Source organism: Nonomuraea sp. NPDC003709, from assembly GCF_040610775.1.
Taxonomy (GTDB): Bacteria; Actinomycetota; Actinomycetes; order Streptosporangiales; family Streptosporangiaceae; genus Nonomuraea; species Nonomuraea angiospora_A.
Genome location: NZ_JBEXMW010000017.1, coordinates 98636 through 115243, shown reverse-complemented (window position 1 = coordinate 115243; position 16608 = coordinate 98636). Strand labels below are relative to the sequence as shown.

The window sequence follows — 16608 nt, the reverse complement described above, 5'->3', positions numbered from 1 at the left end:
TCGGCCTCTTTCAGCTCTGCGACCGGCGCAGGCCGGTCTGGTCCAGGTAGGTCTCGATGTCGGCGGGATCGGTGCTGGTCAGGGCGATGTAGCCGTCCGGCCGGATGAGCACCCAGTCGCCGGGTGACAGGTCGTACGCCTGGCGCAGGTGGCCGCCGTCGTCGACGAGGTCACCGCGCTTGCCGGTGGTGTGGATGCTCAGCCCGGCGCGCGGGGCCGGGACGTCCGGCACCTCGTATCCGATGAGGGTCCAGCATGGGTGGGCCAGTAGCTGGAACAGCCGCACCGGCCGGCCGGCGGCGCCGGTGAGCGGGGCGTCGGGTGCCCGGTAGCCGGCCATCGGGCCGGGGCCGGTCAGCGGCGACAGCGGGTAGCCGAGGTCCAGCTGGTGGGCCTCGCGTCCGCGGCGCATCGCGCGGCGCTCGGCCTCGTCCAGCAGCCGGGTGGTCAGCCCGAGCACCGATTCGGCGATCGGCCTCCGCTCGGCCTCGTACGAGTCGAGCATCGCCTCAGGCGCCCCGCGCAGTACCGCGGCCAGTTTCCAGGCCAGATTGTAGGCGTCCTGGATGCTGGTGTTCAGCCCCTGGCCGCCGGTCGGCGGGTGCACGTGCGCCGCGTCCCCGGCCAGGAAGACGCGCCCGCTGCGGTAGGCGTCGGCCAGCCGGGCGCCCATCATGTACACCGACGCCCACCCCACCTCCCGCACCACGATGCCGCTGTCTCCGGTACGGTCGGTCAGCATCGCGGTCAGCCCGGCGGCCGACAGGTCCACCTCGCCCTCCAGCGGCAGGCCGCCCTGGCACTGGAACAGCTCGGTGCCGGCCAGCGGGCACATCGCGATCTGCCGTAGGGTGCCCTCGTTCCAGGTGTGCCAGACGTCGGCGGGCAGGCCGTCGGCGCGCACATCTGCCACGAACGCCCGGATGTCGAGGGAGCGTCCCGGATAGCCGATTCCGAGCGTCTTGCGGACCACGCTGGCCCCGCCGTCGGCGCCGACCAGGTAGCGGGCGGGCACCGTCGCCTCGCCGATCCGCGCGACCACCCCGCTGTCGTCGTGGTCGAAGCCAAGCAGTTCGTGGTCATAGCGTACGGCGTGTCCGAGTTCGGCCAGCCGCTCGCGCAGGATGGTCTCCGTGCGGAACTGCGGCAGCATCAGCCCATCCCGGTACGGCTCAGCCGGGGTCGGCTCCTGGTGCTCCATGATCCGCCGGTCGATCGGCCCGTCCTCGGCGTACAGGCGTTGCGGCGGGTACGGGCCGCCGGCGGCGACCATCCGATCCAGCACCCCCAGGTCTTCGAACACCTCCAGGGTGCGTGGCTGGATGCCCTTGCCCCGCGACCCGGCGAACGGCCGCGCCGCCTTGTCCACCAGCAGGAAGTCCACGCCGCGCCGGGCCAGCTCGATGGCCAGCACCAGCCCGGTCGGGCCCGCCCCGGAAATGATCACCTCGGGCATGGTTTACACCTCCTCGGTGACCAGCACGGTCCGGACGCCGGGCCGTTCTGGGGCGGTCCACGCCGATTCCACCTCGGCTAGCGGGACGATCCGGGCGCTGACCGCGATCCGGCCCTGGTCGATCTCGTCCACCAGCTCAGGCAACTCCTCCAGGTAGGCCCGGGCCGACACCGCGCCCTGGCCGCTGCCCTGCAACCGGAAGTTGGCCGAGCGCAACGCCACCGACGGCACCTCGATGGTCGGACCGGCCACCGCGCCGATCTGGATCCAGTTCAGCTCCCGGCCGCGATCGGAGCGCGCCCACAGCAGCGCCGGGATCACCGAGGCGGCCGGTTCGCCCCACAGGTAGTCGAGGACGAGGTCCACTTCGGCGGCGGCCTCGGCCAGTGCGGCGTCGGTGAGGGCGACCGCGGCGTCCGCGCCGAGCTCGGGCAGCAGGGCCAGCCGGCCGGGGTCGCGCCCGGCGCCGACCACCCGCCCGGCTCCGAGCCGCTTGGCCACCTGGACGGCCATCTGCCCGGCGTTGCCGGTGGCGCCCAGCACCAGCACCGACTGGCCGGGCCGGATCGGCACCCGGCGGCGCAGCGCCATCCACGACGACATGGCCGGGTTCATCGCGGCGGCCACCTTGACCACGTCCACATCATCCGGAAGCGGGACGCACCGGCGGACGTCGACCACGGTGCGGGTGGCCATCGGGCCGGTCAGTTCGTCATCGGCCACGAAGTAGACCAGCCGGCCGTCCGGGAGCCGGCCGACGCCGTCCACGCCGGGGACCATCGGCAGCTTGCCGGTGCTGGTGTAGTGCCGGCCGGCGGCCCCGCTGCGTACCCGGGGGTGCAGGCCGACCGCGAGCACGTCGAGGACCACCTCGTCCTCGTCGGCCGGCACGGGCAGATCGAACGGCTCGTAGCGGGGCGGGTGGTCGAACGAGTGAACCACCGCGGCGGACACTTCCATCGGCACTTCCTCACGTAGTCGGAGTCGCCGTACGAACCGGCACGCCCGAACCTAGGCGCGCGCGGCAGCCCGCGTCGTCGCTCCACGACGGCAACTTCGGCTACCCCACAGGGGGTAGAACGGGATACCCCGTTTGGTCCGCGACACCGCGGGCCCCGCCCGATTACGGTGTTCACATGGCGATGACCATGAAACCGGCACTCGGCGACATCCTGCTCGCCGCCGTGCTGATCGCGATCACCATCGCCACCATGGCCTGGCACATCACCGCGCCCCTGCCCGCCTACGTGCTCGCGGTGCTCACCGCGGCCCCGGTCGCGCTCCGCCAGGTCACGCCGGTGCTGACCATGGTGATCATCGCCGCCGCGCTCGCCGTCTACATCCTGGTCGGCTACGGCATGTTCCCCAATGCCGGCATGGGCATCATCGTCGCGCTGTTCACCGTGACGACACTGCGGCCCCGGCCCGTCGCGGCCGCCGCCGTGCTCGGCACGGTCGCGCTGATCGTGCTGTCCTACGCCACCAGGCCCGGTCCGTTCCAGTGGCCTGACTTCTTCCAGGACAATCTGCTGGTCGCCGGCGCGTGGGTGCTCGCGGACAGTACGCGGCGCTGGGGCGAACGTACGCGAAGGCTGGCGGAGGAGGCGACCCGCGCGGCGGCGAACGAGCGGGTGCGCATCGCCCGCGAACTGCACGACGTGGTTGCGCACCACATGTCCGTGATCTCGTTGCAGGCGGGCGTCGCCGGATACGTGCTCGACACCGATCTGCCGACCGCGCGGACCGCGATCACCACCGTCAGCGACGCGACCCGCGAGGCGCTCATCGAGATGCGCCGGCTGCTGGACGTGCTGCGGGTGGACCCGAGCGGCGAACTGGACGTGTCACCACAACCCGGTCTCGCGTTGCTCGGCGAACTCGTCGACCGCACCCGTGCCGCCGGCCTGCCGGTCGAGGTCGTGATCACCGGCGCCCCCCGGCCGCTGCCGCCCGGCACGGACCTGTGCGCGTACCGCATCCTGCAGGAATCGCTGACCAACGCGCTCAAGCACGCCGGCCCGGCCAGTGCCCGCGTCGAGGTCGGCTACGGCGAACGCACGCTCACCCTGCGGGTCAGCGACGACGGCCGTCCCGGCCACCGGGAGCCGGCCAACGTCTCAGGGTCGCACGGCATCCGCGGCATGCGCGAACGGGCCGAGCTGTACGGGGGCGTGCTCACCGCCGGCCCCGCCGAGGAGGGCGGGTTCCACGTCGTCGCCCGGCTGCCGATGGCGGACGTGCCATGACGATCCGCGTGCTCATCGCCGACGACCAGGCGCTGATCCGGGCCGGGCTCATCGCGCTGGTGAACGCCGCTCCGGGCCTGGAGGTCGCGGGCGAGGCGGCCGACGGCGAGCAGGCCGTCACCCTGACCGCCTCGGCCCGCCCGGACGTGGTGCTGATGGACATCAAGATGCCGGTGCTCGACGGAATCGCCGCCACCCGGCGCATCCTCGCCGCGCCCGAGCCGCCGCACGTGATCGTCCTGACCACGTTCGACCTGCCGGAGTACGTTTACACCGCGCTCGGCGAGGGCGCGTCCGGGTTCCTGCTCAAGGACACCCCGCCGGACCGGATCATCGCGGCCGTGCATACGGTGGTGGCGGGCGACATCCTCATCACCCCCCGGATCACGCAGCAACTCGTCGACACCTACGCCCACCACCACCGCACCACCTCCGTGGGGACGGCCGAACTGTCCACCCTCACCGCCCGGGAGACCGAAGTGCTCCGCCTCGTCGGCAACGGCCTGTCCAACGCCCAGATCGCCAACCGCCTCACTCTCAGCGAGGCCACGGTCAAGACCCACGTCAAGCGCCTGATGGGTAAACTCGGCCTGAGCAGCCGTGCCCAGGCGGTGGTCGTCGCGTACGAGACCGGCCTGGTCGTACCGGCGAGCCGGCCCCCGCACGACAGCGGGCCAACGGCGGGCTGTACCTGCGGGGGCTGATGCCGGACGGGCGGCGTAAGCCGATGGTGCCGACGGCGGAGCGGCTCATCGACGCCACGCCGGACAACCTTCGCCGCTCGAAACGCAGGCACCGCCATTCGCTGAGCCGCGGGAACGTAACACTCACCCCGGACGGATCTGTCCAGACAGGCCCGTACAGGATGAGTCGGTAGCTCACGGAGCGCACATGTACCGGGGCGGTGATGGCAGCGGAGGCCGAGCATCCGTCCGGTGAATCCGGAAGCGACCTCGGTGGACAGGTAGCGGCCGTCGATACGGGCCAGTTCTTGTGTGCCGAGCGACAGGACGATGTCATCCGGCCCGCGTTCGGGGTCTCCCTGCGCGTCCCCGACGGTGGCGAACCCGTGAAGGACCTGCACGTCCTCGTCGCGCACCAGCTGACTGGAGCCTACCCACGGCCTGCTCCTCCATCTTCGACGAGGTGATCGACCGCCGCCGGTCGAACTCGATGAAGTGGGCCTGCGCGCACGCGCTGCTGCCGGTCGGCCAAGCTCAGCCGCTTCCGTCTCTGGCTGCGCGTCTTCGATCGGTTCGGCCTGGGCTTCGACTCGCGAACGCCTCCGCACGTTCGTTGGGGCCCGGACGCGCCGGCGCGGGCAGCACCGAACGGCGTGCCCGCCCCTCGCGACGGCCCGCGCATGGTTCAGGACACGACCAGCCGCACGACCTGGTAGGGGACTCTCACGGTGCCGTGGATTGAGCGCCACGGTGCATCTGGCTTCTGGTGGCATTGGGCAGCGGGGAGTGCCCAAGTGTGCGTCGGACGACCAGCCGGAACGTATCGCTTCGGTATTTGTTTATTGTGTTACACAACGAGCGTTATACATACTGGTGACTTGCCGGGCTGGACCCGCGATCGGGCCGTGCCGGAAGAGCGCCGAGTAGAGGGATGCGGAATGAGCCCAGTGGATGTCGTGGTGGCCGGAGGTGGGCTGGCTGGTCTGGTTGCCGCCCGCGGCCTCGCCGAGGCGGGGATCGATGTCGTGCTGCTGGAGGCGCGGGACCGGGTCGGCGGCCGTGTCTGGACGACAGAGTTCGAGGCGGCCGGAGCCGCGGTGGATCTCGGCGCGGAGTGGGTGGCGACCACCTTTCACCACGCGGTCGTGCGGGAGGCGCGGCGCTACGGCCTCGAGCTGGTGCTCCCCTCCACCGAAGAGCGAGAGGAAAAGGTCCTTCCGGGCCGGGCTGCGCTGGCAGAGTACGAGCGCCTGCTCGCCCGGCTTGATGCCGATGCCGCAGGCATCGACTTCGGCCGTCCCGACTGGTACCGCACCGTCGAGCACCTGGACGTGACGATGGCCGAGTACATCCAGAGGCTCGGCTTGCGGACGAACGCGCATGAGGTGCTGCTCGCCGAGGCGTTCGCGCTGATGGGTGCCGGCGAGCACGACTACTCCGTGATCGGCCTCCTGCATGAGATCGCTGGTTTCGGGAATGCCCGCACGGCGTTCGGGGGCGGCTTCGCCCGGATCGGCGGCGGTGCCGACGGCATCGCCCGCGCCATCGCGAGGAAGCTGGGCGGCATCGTCCGGCTGGGCCACCGGATCGAGGCGATCGGGCCGCACGCCGACGGCGTGATGCTGTCCGGGGAGGGGTTCGCGGTGACCGCCACAGCAGCGATCATCGCTCTGCCCGTCAACGTCCTGCCTGATCTGCGGCTGGACGTCCCACTGGGGACGGCAGCCGCCAGGGTGGTCGCGCAGCGGCACGCCGGCCGTGCCGCCAAGGGGTGGGCGACGGTCTCGGGCGAGGCCGCCGGCCTGCACTCGACGGGCTGGCCCGACGCGATCGAGGCGTATGCGGTCCAAGGCCGGCGGCGTGCGGCGGTGGCTCGGTTCGGCGTGGCCGTACCCAGCCACGACGGGGCGCTCAGGCGGGCCTGGACGGCACTCGGCGAGCGGCACCCGCAGATCGGGCAGGAGTTGGAGGCTCTGTCGCACGACTGGATCCGCGATGAGTTCGCCCGGGGCACGTGGCATGCCGCCCGGCCTGGTCAGGGGGCCGGGTGGCGTGAGCTCGCGGCGATGCCCGCTCCGTTCTTCTTCGCCGGCGGCGACCTGTCCTGCCGCTGGTCGGGGTGGATGGACGGCGCGATCACCTCCGGCGCCGACACCGCCCTTCGCGCGGCGGCCTTCATCCAGGGCGGCCCAGTCCCGCACGCCCGCGGATGAGGCGACCCGGGTGGGCGGCAAGGGCGTCGGGTCGGTCGCCCGCCTGGAGGTCACCGCCACCAAGGGGTTCGCGCTGCGCGAGGTTGCGGCGATCCAGGTGGAGCGCACCGGCATCGTCGGCAACCGCGCGGAGACCGAATGCGCGCAGACCGTCCGGCACGTCGGCGACGTCCGGCCGTTCGCCTTCGACGCGCGCACGGTCGCGGGCCTCGTCAGGGCAGGTGATCCCGTCTGCCTGCAGCCGTAGTGTGCGGGAACGACGAAGCGGTCCACCGACCTGTCGCTGGACCGCTGGAGCGCCGGGATCGGCAACACAGGCGAGGTCAGAGCCGGGGGCGACGGGTGTGCCAGTCGGTCGCGCGCTGGTAGCGGGCGGCCACCGAGATCACGTCGGCGTCGGCCCATAGGCGGCCGATGAACTGCAGGCCGATCGGCAGGCCGTCGGAGTCGAAGCCGCCGGGCACGGTGATCGCGGGGAGCCCGGCGTGGCTGGGCGGCTCGGTCATCGAGTGGATCAGGAGGCCGAGCGGCGGAGCCTCCTGCCCGTCGACCAGGCGGGTGGGGCCGATGTCGCCGCCGTGTGGGAAGGCGGGAACGGGGGTCGTAGGTGTCACCAGGATGTCGGCGCCGGTCATCGCCGCGGTGAAGGCGTTGTAGATGTCGGTCTTGCCGCGCCTGAAGGCGGCGCTGACCTGCCGCCCGGTGACACTTTTGGCTCGTTCGGCCAACTCCAGGATCATCGGCCACAGCTCGACGCCGCCGGCCTGCATCTCCTCGGCGAACTCCAGGTACTCGTATCCGTTCAGATGGTCGAAGAACAGCATCGTGTCGGGCAGTTCGATGCCGACCTCCTCGACGGTTGCGCCGGCGGCCCGCATGTCGTCCAGCGCCTGAGTGAAGAGCCTGCGCACGCCGGGGTCGAGGACCTTCTGGCCCAGGTCGTGGCAGGCGGCGACGCGCACCCCGGTCAGGTCGCCGGGGGCCAGCGCGGCCTCGACGTAGCTGCGGGTGTCGCGGGGCACGGAGAACCGGTCGGAGGGATGGTGGCCCGCGGTCGCCTCGAACACCATCGCCGCGTCCAGCACGGTCCGGGCGATGGGGCCGTCGGTGCTGTCGCCGTCGGTGCTGTCGGCGGTGGGAATTCGTCCGATGGACGGTTTGATCCCCACCGCGCCACACAGCGACGACGGCACGCGGATGGATCCGCCGCCGTCCGAGCCCCAGGCGACCGGGCCGACGCCCGCGACGACGGCAGCGGCCGCGCCGCCGCTGGAGCCGCCCGCGTTGTAGCCCGGCCGCCAGGGAGTACTGGTCGAGCCCGTCAACTTGCTCTCGGTCACCCCGAGCAGCCCGAACTCCGGGGTCGTGGTCTTACCCAGCAGGATCACGCCCTGCTCCTTCAGCCGTGCCCAGCCGATCGCGTCCTCCTCCGGCACGTGGTCGGTGAAGGCCGTACAGCCGTAGGTGGTCCGCACCCCGGCCGTCTCGGCGAGGTCCTTGACCGTCATCGGCACCCCGAACAGGGGCGGCAGATCTTCCCCCGACCGCAGCCGCCGCTCGGCCACCTTGGCGTCCGCTCGCGCCTGGTCGGCGGTCAAGGTGACCATGATGTTCAGCTGCGGGTCGACCTGGTCCATCCGGTCGAGCACGGCGTCGACCACCTCCACCGGGGACACCTTGCCGCCGCGATACAGCTCACCGAGTTCCGCGGCGCTCTTCCAGTAAAGGTGGTCTGACATGGGCGTTGTGTCTCCTTCGAACTCAAGCCGGCCACAGGTGCTGTGACAAGCGTTGTGTGACGTAGCGAACATCACGTCACCCTGATTTCGCAAGAGGTGTCTTGCGGGTTATATGACGACGGTTATATGTTCACGGTTATGTCACCAGCATGATCTAGGTCACATGCAGGAAGTAGGAGAAGCCATGGACCTTGCCCATCTGGCCGGGCGCCGGCTCATGTTCGCGGCCATGGCCCTGATCGTGAGCGCCACGGTGGCCGCCTGCGGCGGAAGCTCCACCGAGACCCCCACCGCCCGGAAGCTCGACCCGGCGAAACTGACCTCGTCCCTGCCGGCCGCGAAGGGCGACGTCGATAAGATCATCTGGAATCTCACGACAGGTGAGCCCGACACGCTCGATCCGCGCAACGCCGCCGGCTACAGCTCCGGCCAGGTCGTCAAGAACGTGTGCGACTCGCTGCTCAGCATGAACGCCGACTTCAGCACCCGCCCGAGCCTGGCCACCATGGAACAGCGCTCGCCCACGGAACTCGTCTTCACCCTGCGCGACGGCGTCACCTTCTCGGACGGAACGCCGGTGACCGCCGACGACGTCGTCTACAGCCTGAAGCGCTCGGCCGACCCCACCGCCATCGTCAGCTTCGTCTTCCTCTACGTCGAGGCGATCAAGAAGACCGGCGACAAGGAGGTCACGGTCACCTTCAAGCAGCCTGACGCGCTGTTCGCCGACAGCATGGCGACGATCTCGGGGGCCGTCGTCAAGAAGGAATGGGCCGAGCGGGCCGGTAAGGACGTGGGCACCCCATCGGGCGGGCTGGTGTGCAGCGGCCCGTTCACGCTGGGGGAGTGGAAGAGCGGCAGCGGCATCACCCTCACGCGCAACGACGGCTACTGGAACAAGGAGCTGCGGCCGTTCGCCAAGGAGGTCGGCTTCACGTTCGTCACCGACGCGACCGCCGTGGCGCAGGCGTTGAATGCGGGGGAGATCGACGGCGCGTACGAACTGCCCTTCTCCACGGTGCCGAGCCTGCAGAAGTCGCAGAAAGGTCGGCTGATCTTCGGCCCGTCCACGCAGACTGTCTCCCTTGCCGTCGCCCGCCCCGACGGTCCTCTCGCCGACAACAAGCTCCGCCGGGCGCTGCAGCGCGCCGTCGATCGTGACGCGCTGGCGAAGGTCGTCTTCCACGGGGCCGCCGAGGCGAACTACACCTTGCTGGCCCCGGCCAGCTGGCCGGGCGGCCAGCGTGCCCTGTACCAGACGGCCTATGACGCCTACGTCAAGGAACGCTCCTATGACCTTCAGGCGGCCAAGACGCTGGTCCAAGGGTCGTCGTACAAGGGTGACACGGTCGTCCTCGCGACCATGGCCGGCGACGAGACGATGTCCAGGACGGCTCAGCTTGTCCAGCAGCAGGCCAAGGCCATCGGTGTGACCGTCAAGATCCAGACGATGCAGCCCCTGGTGTGGGCCGAGGCGTCCTACGACGCGTCCAAGCGTCCAGGAGTGGACCTGATGCTGAGTCAGAACTTCAACGCCGGACAGAGCCCGCTGGAACCGCTCGGCTTCGACCTGCTGCCGGAGCAGCCGTACAACTACACCGGCTATGCCAACGCCGAGGTCACAAAGCTGCTCACGGAGGCCCGGCAGACGCTCGATCCGGTCGAGAGCGCCCGGAAGATCATCGAGGCGCAGGAGATCTTCGAGCCGGACGCGAGCTCCGTCCCGTTGCTGTCGACCAACACGATCACCTTCCTGGGCAACCGCCTGACGGGCGCGGTGACGTCCTTCGCTTACTGGTCGATGCCGCAGATGGCCTACGTCGGCGCGGCCGGATGAGGCGCGATGGCCAACGCTGACAAGGCACCCGTGATTCGGCGGGTCGCCGGTACGGTGTCCGGCGCCCTCGGCACGATCGTGGCCGCGTCCTTCGTGATCTACGCCGGGCTGTCCATGGCGCCGGGGGATCCTGTCGCCAGGATCCTCGGCGCGCGGGCCACCGACGAGGCGCGGGCGGCGGTGCGCGCGCAGCTGGGACTGGACGACCCGCTGCTGGAGCGATACTGGCATTGGCTGATCGCCGCCCTGCGGGGCGACCTGGGCAGATCGCTGACCTACCGGCAGGACGTCACCGCGCTGCTGGGGCCGCGCCTGCAGACCACGCTGATGCTCGTGGCCATGGCGGCGGCCCTGGTGCTGGTCGTCGGGATCGTCGCCGGCGTGGCGGGCGGTGTCGCCCGCCGTGGACGGCCGATCGTCGCGACGCTCGTCGCCCTCGGCGTCGCCGTCCCGAGCTTCGTCGCGGCCAACGCCCTCATCGGGGCGTTCGCCGTCCGGCTCGGCTGGTTTCCCACCTATGGCGCGGGCGACGGGTTCCCGGACCGCATCTGGCATCTGACGCTTCCGGCCATCGCCCTGTCGATCGGGTACGGCGCGTACGTCTCCCAACTGACCTCCGCCGCGGTCGATGAAGAGTCGGGCAAGGAGTACGTGGAGACGAGCCGGGGCCGCGGCATCCCCGCCGGGATCATCGTGCGCAGGCACGTGCTGCGCAACGCCGCGCTTCCCGTGCTGACGGCCTCCGGCCTGGCGATCGCGGGCCTGGTCTCGGGGACGGTGGTCGTGGAGCAGGCGTTCGGGGTGGACGGCGTCGGCGCGCTGCTGGTGCAGAGCATCTCCAGCAAGGACTACGACGTGGTGACCGCGGTCAGCCTCATCATCGTGGTCGTCTTCGTCGTGATGACCACGATGATCGACCTGGTGCAGGTGGCGCTCGACCCGCGCGAGAGAGCGGGGGCGTGATGACGCTCACCTGGACCAGAACGGTGCCGAACGTGCGGTGGCGACAGGCCGGTGCGGGTGGCCCGCTGCTGCTGGTCTCCGGCGTCGTCGCGGGCCTGCTCACCGTGCTGGCGATCGCCGGGCCCTGGCTCGCGCCGTACGAGGCCGACGCCGCCGACGTGCTCGCCGCGAGCCAGGGACCGAGCGCGCAGCACTGGCTCGGCACCGACTCCCTGGGGCGGGACATCTTGTCCCGCGCGCTGGTGGGCGCCCGGCTCAGCTTCGCGGGGCCGGCCATGGTCGTGCTGATCAGCGCGGTGCTCGGCACCGCATTGGCCCTCTTCAGCGCCTGGCACGGCGGATGGGTGGACCGGACCTGCAACCGGGTGCTCAACGTCATGTTCGCCGTGCCCGGCATCCTGGTCGCTGTCCTGTCCTCGGCGGTCTTCGGCGCCGGGTTCTGGGCGCCGGTGCTCGCGCTCGGGCTCGTGTACGCCCCGTACATGGCCCGGGTGGTGCGCAGCGTGGCCGTGCGGGAGCGGCGTCGCGGCTACGTGGAGAGCCTCCAGCTCGCCGGCATGTCGCCGCTGCGGATCGGGCTGCGGCATCTGCTGCCCAACGTGTTCCCCATCCTGCTCGCCCAGGCCACCTACGGGTTCGGCACCGCGCTGGCCGACTTCGCCGCCGTCTCCTTCCTCGGGCTGGGCATCCAGCCGCCCCAGGCCGAGTGGGGCGTCATGGTCGCCGAGGGGCGTTCGGAGCTGCTGGATGGGGCCGTGCAGCAGAGTCTGGTCGCCGGCACCCTGATCGTCGTGACCGTGGTGGCGTTCAACGTCCTCGGCGCGCAACTGGCAGCCCGATCCGGAGGTCGCCGATGAACACCCTGCTGGAAGTGCGCGACCTTCACGTACAGGTCGCCGACCGCACCCTGGTCGACGACGTGAGCCTCACCGTCGGCGCCGCCGAGTCCGTGGGGCTCGTGGGCGAGTCCGGGTCGGGCAAGTCGTTGTCGATCAGAGCGGCCATGCGCCTGCTGCCGCGCGGGCTGAGAGCATCCGGCGAGATCGTCTTCGACGGCAAGGACGTCCTGACCACGTCCCGCAAGGAGCTGGCCCGCTACCGCGCCGGTGAGGTGGCCCTCATCCACCAGGATCCGCGTGCGCACATCAACCCGAGCCGGACTGTCGGCCAGTTTGTCACCGAAGGAGTCGTCGACACCCGCCGGATGCCGGCGGCGCAGGCGTGGGAGGCGGCCTGCGCCCTGATGCGGGACGTCGGCATCGTCGACGCGGAGCGGCGCATGCACCAGTACCCGCACCAGCTCTCCGGTGGGTTGCTACAACGGGTGATGATCGTCGCGGCGCTGCTGCCGGGCCCACGGCTCATCTTCGCCGACGAGCCGACCACCGCACTGGACGTCACGGTGCAGTCGGAGGTCATGGCCGTCCTGCTGGAGCAGATCCGGGAACAGGGCCGCAGCCTGCTGTTCCTCACCCATGACCTGGACCTCGCGGCGGCCGTCACCGACCGGCTGGCCGTCATGTACGCCGGGACGATCGTCGAGACAGGCCGCTCCGCCGAGCTGTGCGCACGGCCGTTGCACCCCTACACCGCCGGCCTGCTGCGATCCCGGCCATCGGCCACCCAGGTCCGGCGCCTTCAGGCGATCCCCGGACGGCCGATCGCCGCCTACGAGGCGGGGGCCGGCTGCCCCTTCTCGGCCAGGTGCGCGTTCGCCCAGGAGCGCTGTCACAGCGAGCGTCCGCCGCGGCGGGTGTTGGAAGGGCGGGAAGTGGCCTGCCACAGAGCCGAAGAGGTCGCCGGCTCGCTGCGGGAGCGTGCCTCATGAGCGCGCTGCCACCGGTGCTGGAGGTTCGCGACGTGTCGAAGATCTTCCCCGCGCGCCGGGCGCCCTCGCAGATCGCCCTGAGGGGCGTGAGCTTCTCGATCGACCGCGGCACCTGCCTGGCGCTCGTCGGCGAGTCGGGCTCGGGCAAGACGACCGCCGCCCGGATCATCGCGGGCCTGGAGCAGGCCACGTCGGGAACGGTGGTGGTCAACGAGCCGCGCGCGGCGCGAAGCGTGCAGATGGTCTTCCAGGATCCCTACGGCTCCCTTGACCCTCGCCAGACGATCGGCGCCGGCCTGCACGAGCTGCTGTCGCTGCACGGCCTGCGCCGCCGCGGCGAACGCGGCGAGCGGGTGACGAGGCTGCTCCACGACGTGGGGCTGGACGACCGGCACGCCGGGCAGCGGCCCGGATCGTTGTCGGGCGGCCAGCGCCAGCGCGCGGCCATCGCCCGGGCCCTCGCCCTGGAGCCGGCGCTGCTGATTCTCGACGAGGCCGTCTCGGCCCTCGACGTCAGCGTGCAGGCCCAGGTGCTCAACCTGCTGGCTGACATCCGCGAGCGCAGCGACATCAGCTACCTGTTCGTCTCCCATGATCTGGCGGTCGTACGGCAGGTGAGCGACACCTGCGTGGTGCTCCAGCATGGTCGCGTGGTGGAGCAGGGGCCGACGGCCGACATCATCGATCGTCCGGCTCAGCCCTACACCCAGGCGCTCATCGACGCGATCCCACGACCGAACTGGCGCCCCCGCCGCCGATCCACCTGACTCGCACGGCTCACGCCGCACCCGGTCCTTACCGGAATTGTTAATGTAACGGAGGTTATGTAACGTGGAATATATAAAGGAGGGGTGATGGGCATCGATGTCACGGACACGTCCGAAGTCGTCATTCTGACGGTGCCGCATCCACGCGACCTGCCCACGCTGGTGGGCAGGACGTTCACCACGCCCTGGTTCACCATGGACGCCGACCGCTCGGCGCGGTTCGAGTTCGCCACGTACCTGGACAGCTACCCCCACCCCTACGGCTCGGAAGAGGACGACGGGTACGGCGAAGACCTTGTCGAGGGCTTCCACCTGCTCGGCATGCTCGACTACCTGCTCAACCACGTACTGGTCTCGCAGACCCCGTGCACGCCGTGGAACTACGGCCTCGACCACGTGCGCTTCGTGTCCGTGATCCGCCTGACCGACCGGTTCAGGATCGCCGGAACGTTGCGCGAGGTCGTCGAGCGCGCAGAGCGGGGCCATCTCGTCGTTCTCGACCTCGTCGGCGAGGTGCAAGGCCGCGAGAAGCCGGGCTTCGTGGCCACCCAGCGAGTCCTGTGGACCCTGGCAGCCGCGAACGGCGGCTCCCCCGAGAAAGGACGAGAGCAGTCACATGTCTGACACCGCGATCGCAGGACTCGCCGAACACCACCGTGCACTGCTCGGCAAGACCATGCCCGAAGCCCTCGACGCCGCCGCCGAGCGCTGGGGCGACCGGCTCGCCCTCCACGAGATCGAACGGCTCCAGCGCTCGCGCACCTGGGGCGAGCTGCGGGCCGAGGTGAGCGCGCTGCGCTCGGGGCTGGAGGCCGCGGGCCTGGAACCTGGCGCCAAGGTCGGCGTGCTCATCAGCAACCGCATCGAGTTCCCCGTGACCTGGCTCGCCGTTGTCGAAGCGGGCGCCGCCACCGTGCCGCTGAACCCCAAATACACCAGCCGCGAGATCGACTTCGTGCTGTCCGACGCCGGGGCGACCTGGCTGGTCGGTGAGGGCGACCTCGTGGACCGGCACCTGGCCGACGGGAAGATCGGGCCGGTCGGGGCGGATCGTGTCGCCGCCGTCGGCCCGAGCACCGGCGCCGGCCTGGACTACGCTGGGCTGCTCGCCACGCCGGCCACCGCGCGCCACCACCAGGCCCAGCCCCTGGACGTGACGAACGTCCAGTTCACCTCCGGAACCACCGGCCTGCCCAAGGGCTGCCTGCTCACGCACGAGTACTGGCTGCAACTGGGCATCTTCGGAGCGGTCGCCTCCGTGGATCCGCAGCGGATGCTGGCCGATCACCCGTTCTACTACATGCAGAACCAGGCGTACTTGATGGCCGCCATCGCCTGTGGCGCGGCGCTGTACATCACGCCCGGGCTGAGCCGCCGCAAGTTCATGAGCTGGCTGCACGACTACCAGATCGACTTCGCCTGGATCGACGAGGACCTCCTGGAGTTCCCCGCCGGCGAGCTCGACCAGGAGCTGGCGCTCAGGCGGGCGCCGGTCGCCGGGCTGCCGCCCCAGGCCTACCGGCCCATCGAGGAGCGCTTCGGCATCAAGGCCCGCGAGTGCTACGCCAGCACCGAGATCGGAACGGGCACGATGGTGCCGTACGACCGCGACGACCTCGCCGGGAACGGTTCGATGGGCTTCTGCGCGCCGAACCGGGAATCGAAGGTCATCGACGAGCACCTCAGCGAGGTGCCCGCTGGCACCCCCGGCGAGCTCTGCTTCCGCGGCCCCGGCATGATGCTCGGCTACCACAACCGCCCCGAGGTCAACGCCGAGCTCTTCCTGCCGGGCGGCTGGTTCCGCACGGGCGACCTGGCGCGCAAAACCGAGGACGGCCAGCACTTCTTCCTCGGCCGGATCCGCGACATGATCCGCCGCAGCGGTGAGAACATCTCCGCCGCCGAGGTCGAGCAGTACCTGTGCGCGATGCCGGAGATCGACGACGCCGCCGCCGTCCCCGTGCCGGACCACGACCGGGAGGAGGAGGTCAAGGCCATCGTGGTGCCCGCCGAGGGCGTCACGCTGACGGCGCGGCAGGTCGTCGAGTGGGCCGGTACCGGGCTGGCCCCGTTCAAGGTGCCCCGGTACGTGGAGTTCCGGGACGAGCTGCCGTACACGCCCAGCGGAAAGATCCACAAAGCCGCGCTGCGCGCCGAGGAGCCGTTGCACGACGGCGTGATCGACACCAGGGCGTGAGCAAACATCAATGATCGGAAAGGCGCGCCGATATGATGTGACCAACGTTATATAACCGAGGTGGAGGAGGTGCTGTGCCGATCTACGTTGACCACGACGAACGGCGCAAGCAGATCATGGACGCCGCGGAACGGGTCCTCGGCGACGAAGGGCTCGATCGCTTCACGCTACGCAAGGTCGGCCAGCGGCTCGGCGGGTCGGTCACCCTGGTGACCCACTACTTTCCCAGCCGGGGCGCCCTACTGAAGGCCATGCTGGAGCGGACGCTGGACGACGCGCACGCCATGCGCGACGAGCTGACCGCGATCGAGGACCAGCACGACCGGCTCGAAGCGGTGCTGCGGTACTTCCTCCCCATCGACGAAGTGGCGCTCGCGCAGGAACGTGCGCGGGTCGCCCTGGTCAGCCACCGGAATGTGGATCCCGCCGTCGAAGAGTTCTTCGCGCGGATCGAGCCGAGCATGCGGGACGTCATCAGGAAGGGCATCGAGGGCTTCGTCGACCCCGACGAGCTCGACGCCATGGTGGACCTGGTGCGGGTCTGGGCGAGCGGCATGGTCCTGTCGGTGATCGAGCACCCGGAGATGTGGACGCCCGAACGCCAGCTCCAGGCGTTGCGGCACTTCCTTCGCGTGCTCGAGCTGCCGGAGCACGAGCGCACGGCCTGAACCCGGACGGG

At 70.5% G+C, this 16608-nt stretch carries 15 protein-coding genes; 12 read left to right on the top strand and 3 right to left on the bottom strand.

All coding sequences use genetic code 11. The features are described from left to right. Positions 1-10: 10 nt before the first annotated feature. Positions 11-1456: an FAD-dependent oxidoreductase gene (locus ABZX61_RS41325; protein ID WP_355202255.1), complete on the bottom strand. Its 1446-nt coding sequence runs from the start codon at positions 1454-1456 to the stop codon at positions 11-13. A 3-nt stretch (positions 1457-1459) separates the two neighbouring features. Next, positions 1460-2416 carry a zinc-binding alcohol dehydrogenase family protein gene (locus ABZX61_RS41320; RefSeq protein WP_355202253.1) on the bottom strand — a complete coding sequence of 319 codons (957 nt, stop codon included), beginning with the start codon at positions 2414-2416 and terminating at the stop codon, positions 1460-1462. Between the two features lie 176 nt (positions 2417-2592). On the opposite strand from ABZX61_RS41320, the gene ABZX61_RS41315 reads away from it, so the two are divergent. The 4 genes from ABZX61_RS41315 (at position 2593) to ABZX61_RS41300 (ending at position 6845) form a co-directional block, all read left to right on the top strand. Beyond that, a complete protein-coding gene (locus ABZX61_RS41315) occupies positions 2593-3702 on the top strand; it encodes a sensor histidine kinase (RefSeq protein WP_355202250.1) in 1110 nt (369 codons plus the stop codon). Beyond that, the gene (locus tag ABZX61_RS41310) at positions 3699-4406 is read left to right on the top strand and encodes a response regulator transcription factor (RefSeq protein ID WP_355202248.1); all 708 of its coding nucleotides are present in this window, start codon (positions 3699-3701) and stop codon (positions 4404-4406) included. Before ABZX61_RS41315 ends, ABZX61_RS41310 begins: the two co-directional genes overlap by 4 nt. A 917-nt stretch (positions 4407-5323) precedes the next feature. Further along, positions 5324-6598: an FAD-dependent oxidoreductase gene (locus tag ABZX61_RS41305; protein ID WP_355202245.1), complete on the top strand. Its 1275-nt coding sequence runs from the start codon at positions 5324-5326 to the stop codon at positions 6596-6598. Between the two features lie 10 nt (positions 6599-6608). Then, a complete protein-coding gene (locus ABZX61_RS41300) occupies positions 6609-6845 on the top strand; it encodes a hypothetical protein (protein WP_355202242.1) in 237 nt (78 codons plus the stop codon). A 76-nt stretch (positions 6846-6921) separates the two neighbouring features. Here ABZX61_RS41300 and ABZX61_RS41295 read toward each other — a convergent pair whose 3' ends face one another. Then, positions 6922-8337, bottom strand: a complete 1416-nt coding sequence (locus ABZX61_RS41295; protein ID WP_355202239.1) for an amidase — start codon at positions 8335-8337, stop codon at positions 6922-6924. A 184-nt stretch (positions 8338-8521) separates the two neighbouring features. On the opposite strand from ABZX61_RS41295, the gene ABZX61_RS41290 reads away from it, so the two are divergent. The 8 genes from ABZX61_RS41290 to ABZX61_RS41255 all read left to right on the top strand — a co-directional run bounded on the left by ABZX61_RS41290 (position 8522) and on the right by ABZX61_RS41255 (position 16597). Next, positions 8522-10174 (top strand): ABC transporter substrate-binding protein, encoded by a 1653-nt coding sequence (locus tag ABZX61_RS41290; protein ID WP_355202236.1) that lies wholly within the window; start codon positions 8522-8524, stop codon positions 10172-10174. 6 nt (positions 10175-10180) lie between these two features. Continuing rightward, entirely contained in the window at positions 10181-11137 is a 957-nt protein-coding gene (locus tag ABZX61_RS41285; protein WP_355202234.1) for an ABC transporter permease, read from the top strand. Further along, complete coding sequence (locus tag ABZX61_RS41280) at positions 11137-11994, top strand: ABC transporter permease (protein WP_355202660.1); 858 nt, start codon at positions 11137-11139, stop codon at positions 11992-11994. Before ABZX61_RS41285 ends, ABZX61_RS41280 begins: the two co-directional genes overlap by 1 nt. Continuing rightward, entirely contained in the window at positions 11991-12965 is a 975-nt protein-coding gene (locus tag ABZX61_RS41275; RefSeq protein ID WP_355202231.1) for an ABC transporter ATP-binding protein, read from the top strand. The genes ABZX61_RS41280 and ABZX61_RS41275 overlap by 4 nt, the downstream gene beginning before the upstream one ends. Further along, positions 12962-13732 (top strand): ATP-binding cassette domain-containing protein, encoded by a 771-nt coding sequence (locus ABZX61_RS41270; RefSeq protein ID WP_355202228.1) that lies wholly within the window; start codon positions 12962-12964, stop codon positions 13730-13732. The genes ABZX61_RS41275 and ABZX61_RS41270 overlap by 4 nt, the downstream gene beginning before the upstream one ends. Positions 13733-13819: 87 nt before the next feature. After that, positions 13820-14356 (top strand): hypothetical protein, encoded by a 537-nt coding sequence (locus ABZX61_RS41265; protein WP_355202225.1) that lies wholly within the window; start codon positions 13820-13822, stop codon positions 14354-14356. Continuing rightward, the gene (locus ABZX61_RS41260) at positions 14349-15929 is read left to right on the top strand and encodes a class I adenylate-forming enzyme family protein (RefSeq protein WP_355202222.1); all 1581 of its coding nucleotides are present in this window, start codon (positions 14349-14351) and stop codon (positions 15927-15929) included. Before ABZX61_RS41265 ends, ABZX61_RS41260 begins: the two co-directional genes overlap by 8 nt. 74 nt (positions 15930-16003) lie before the next feature. Then, complete coding sequence (locus ABZX61_RS41255) at positions 16004-16597, top strand: TetR/AcrR family transcriptional regulator (RefSeq protein ID WP_355202220.1); 594 nt, start codon at positions 16004-16006, stop codon at positions 16595-16597. The last annotated feature ends 11 nt before the right edge of the window (positions 16598-16608 follow it).

What these genes read in the sequence shown, in the direction of transcription:
- ABZX61_RS41275 (WP_355202231.1), top strand. Translation starts at nt 11,991, where the DNA reads ATGAACACCCTGCTGGAAGTGCGCGACCTTCACGTACAGGTCGCCGAC.
- ABZX61_RS41325 (WP_355202255.1), bottom strand. Translation starts at nt 1,456, where the DNA reads ATGCCCGAGGTGATCATTTCCGGGGCGGGCCCGACCGGGCTGGTGCTG.
- ABZX61_RS41295 (WP_355202239.1), bottom strand. Translation starts at nt 8,337, where the DNA reads ATGTCAGACCACCTTTACTGGAAGAGCGCCGCGGAACTCGGTGAGCTG.
- ABZX61_RS41305 (WP_355202245.1), top strand. Translation starts at nt 5,324, where the DNA reads ATGAGCCCAGTGGATGTCGTGGTGGCCGGAGGTGGGCTGGCTGGTCTG.
- ABZX61_RS41315 (WP_355202250.1), top strand. Translation starts at nt 2,593, where the DNA reads ATGGCGATGACCATGAAACCGGCACTCGGCGACATCCTGCTCGCCGCC.
- ABZX61_RS41290 (WP_355202236.1), top strand. Translation starts at nt 8,522, where the DNA reads ATGGACCTTGCCCATCTGGCCGGGCGCCGGCTCATGTTCGCGGCCATG.
- ABZX61_RS41265 (WP_355202225.1), top strand. Translation starts at nt 13,820, where the DNA reads ATGGGCATCGATGTCACGGACACGTCCGAAGTCGTCATTCTGACGGTG.
- ABZX61_RS41320 (WP_355202253.1), bottom strand. Translation starts at nt 2,416, where the DNA reads ATGGAAGTGTCCGCCGCGGTGGTTCACTCGTTCGACCACCCGCCCCGC.
- ABZX61_RS41310 (WP_355202248.1), top strand. Translation starts at nt 3,699, where the DNA reads ATGACGATCCGCGTGCTCATCGCCGACGACCAGGCGCTGATCCGGGCC.
- ABZX61_RS41285 (WP_355202234.1), top strand. Translation starts at nt 10,181, where the DNA reads ATGGCCAACGCTGACAAGGCACCCGTGATTCGGCGGGTCGCCGGTACG.
- ABZX61_RS41270 (WP_355202228.1), top strand. Translation starts at nt 12,962, where the DNA reads ATGAGCGCGCTGCCACCGGTGCTGGAGGTTCGCGACGTGTCGAAGATC.
- ABZX61_RS41280 (WP_355202660.1), top strand. Translation starts at nt 11,137, where the DNA reads ATGACGCTCACCTGGACCAGAACGGTGCCGAACGTGCGGTGGCGACAG.
- ABZX61_RS41260 (WP_355202222.1), top strand. Translation starts at nt 14,349, where the DNA reads ATGTCTGACACCGCGATCGCAGGACTCGCCGAACACCACCGTGCACTG.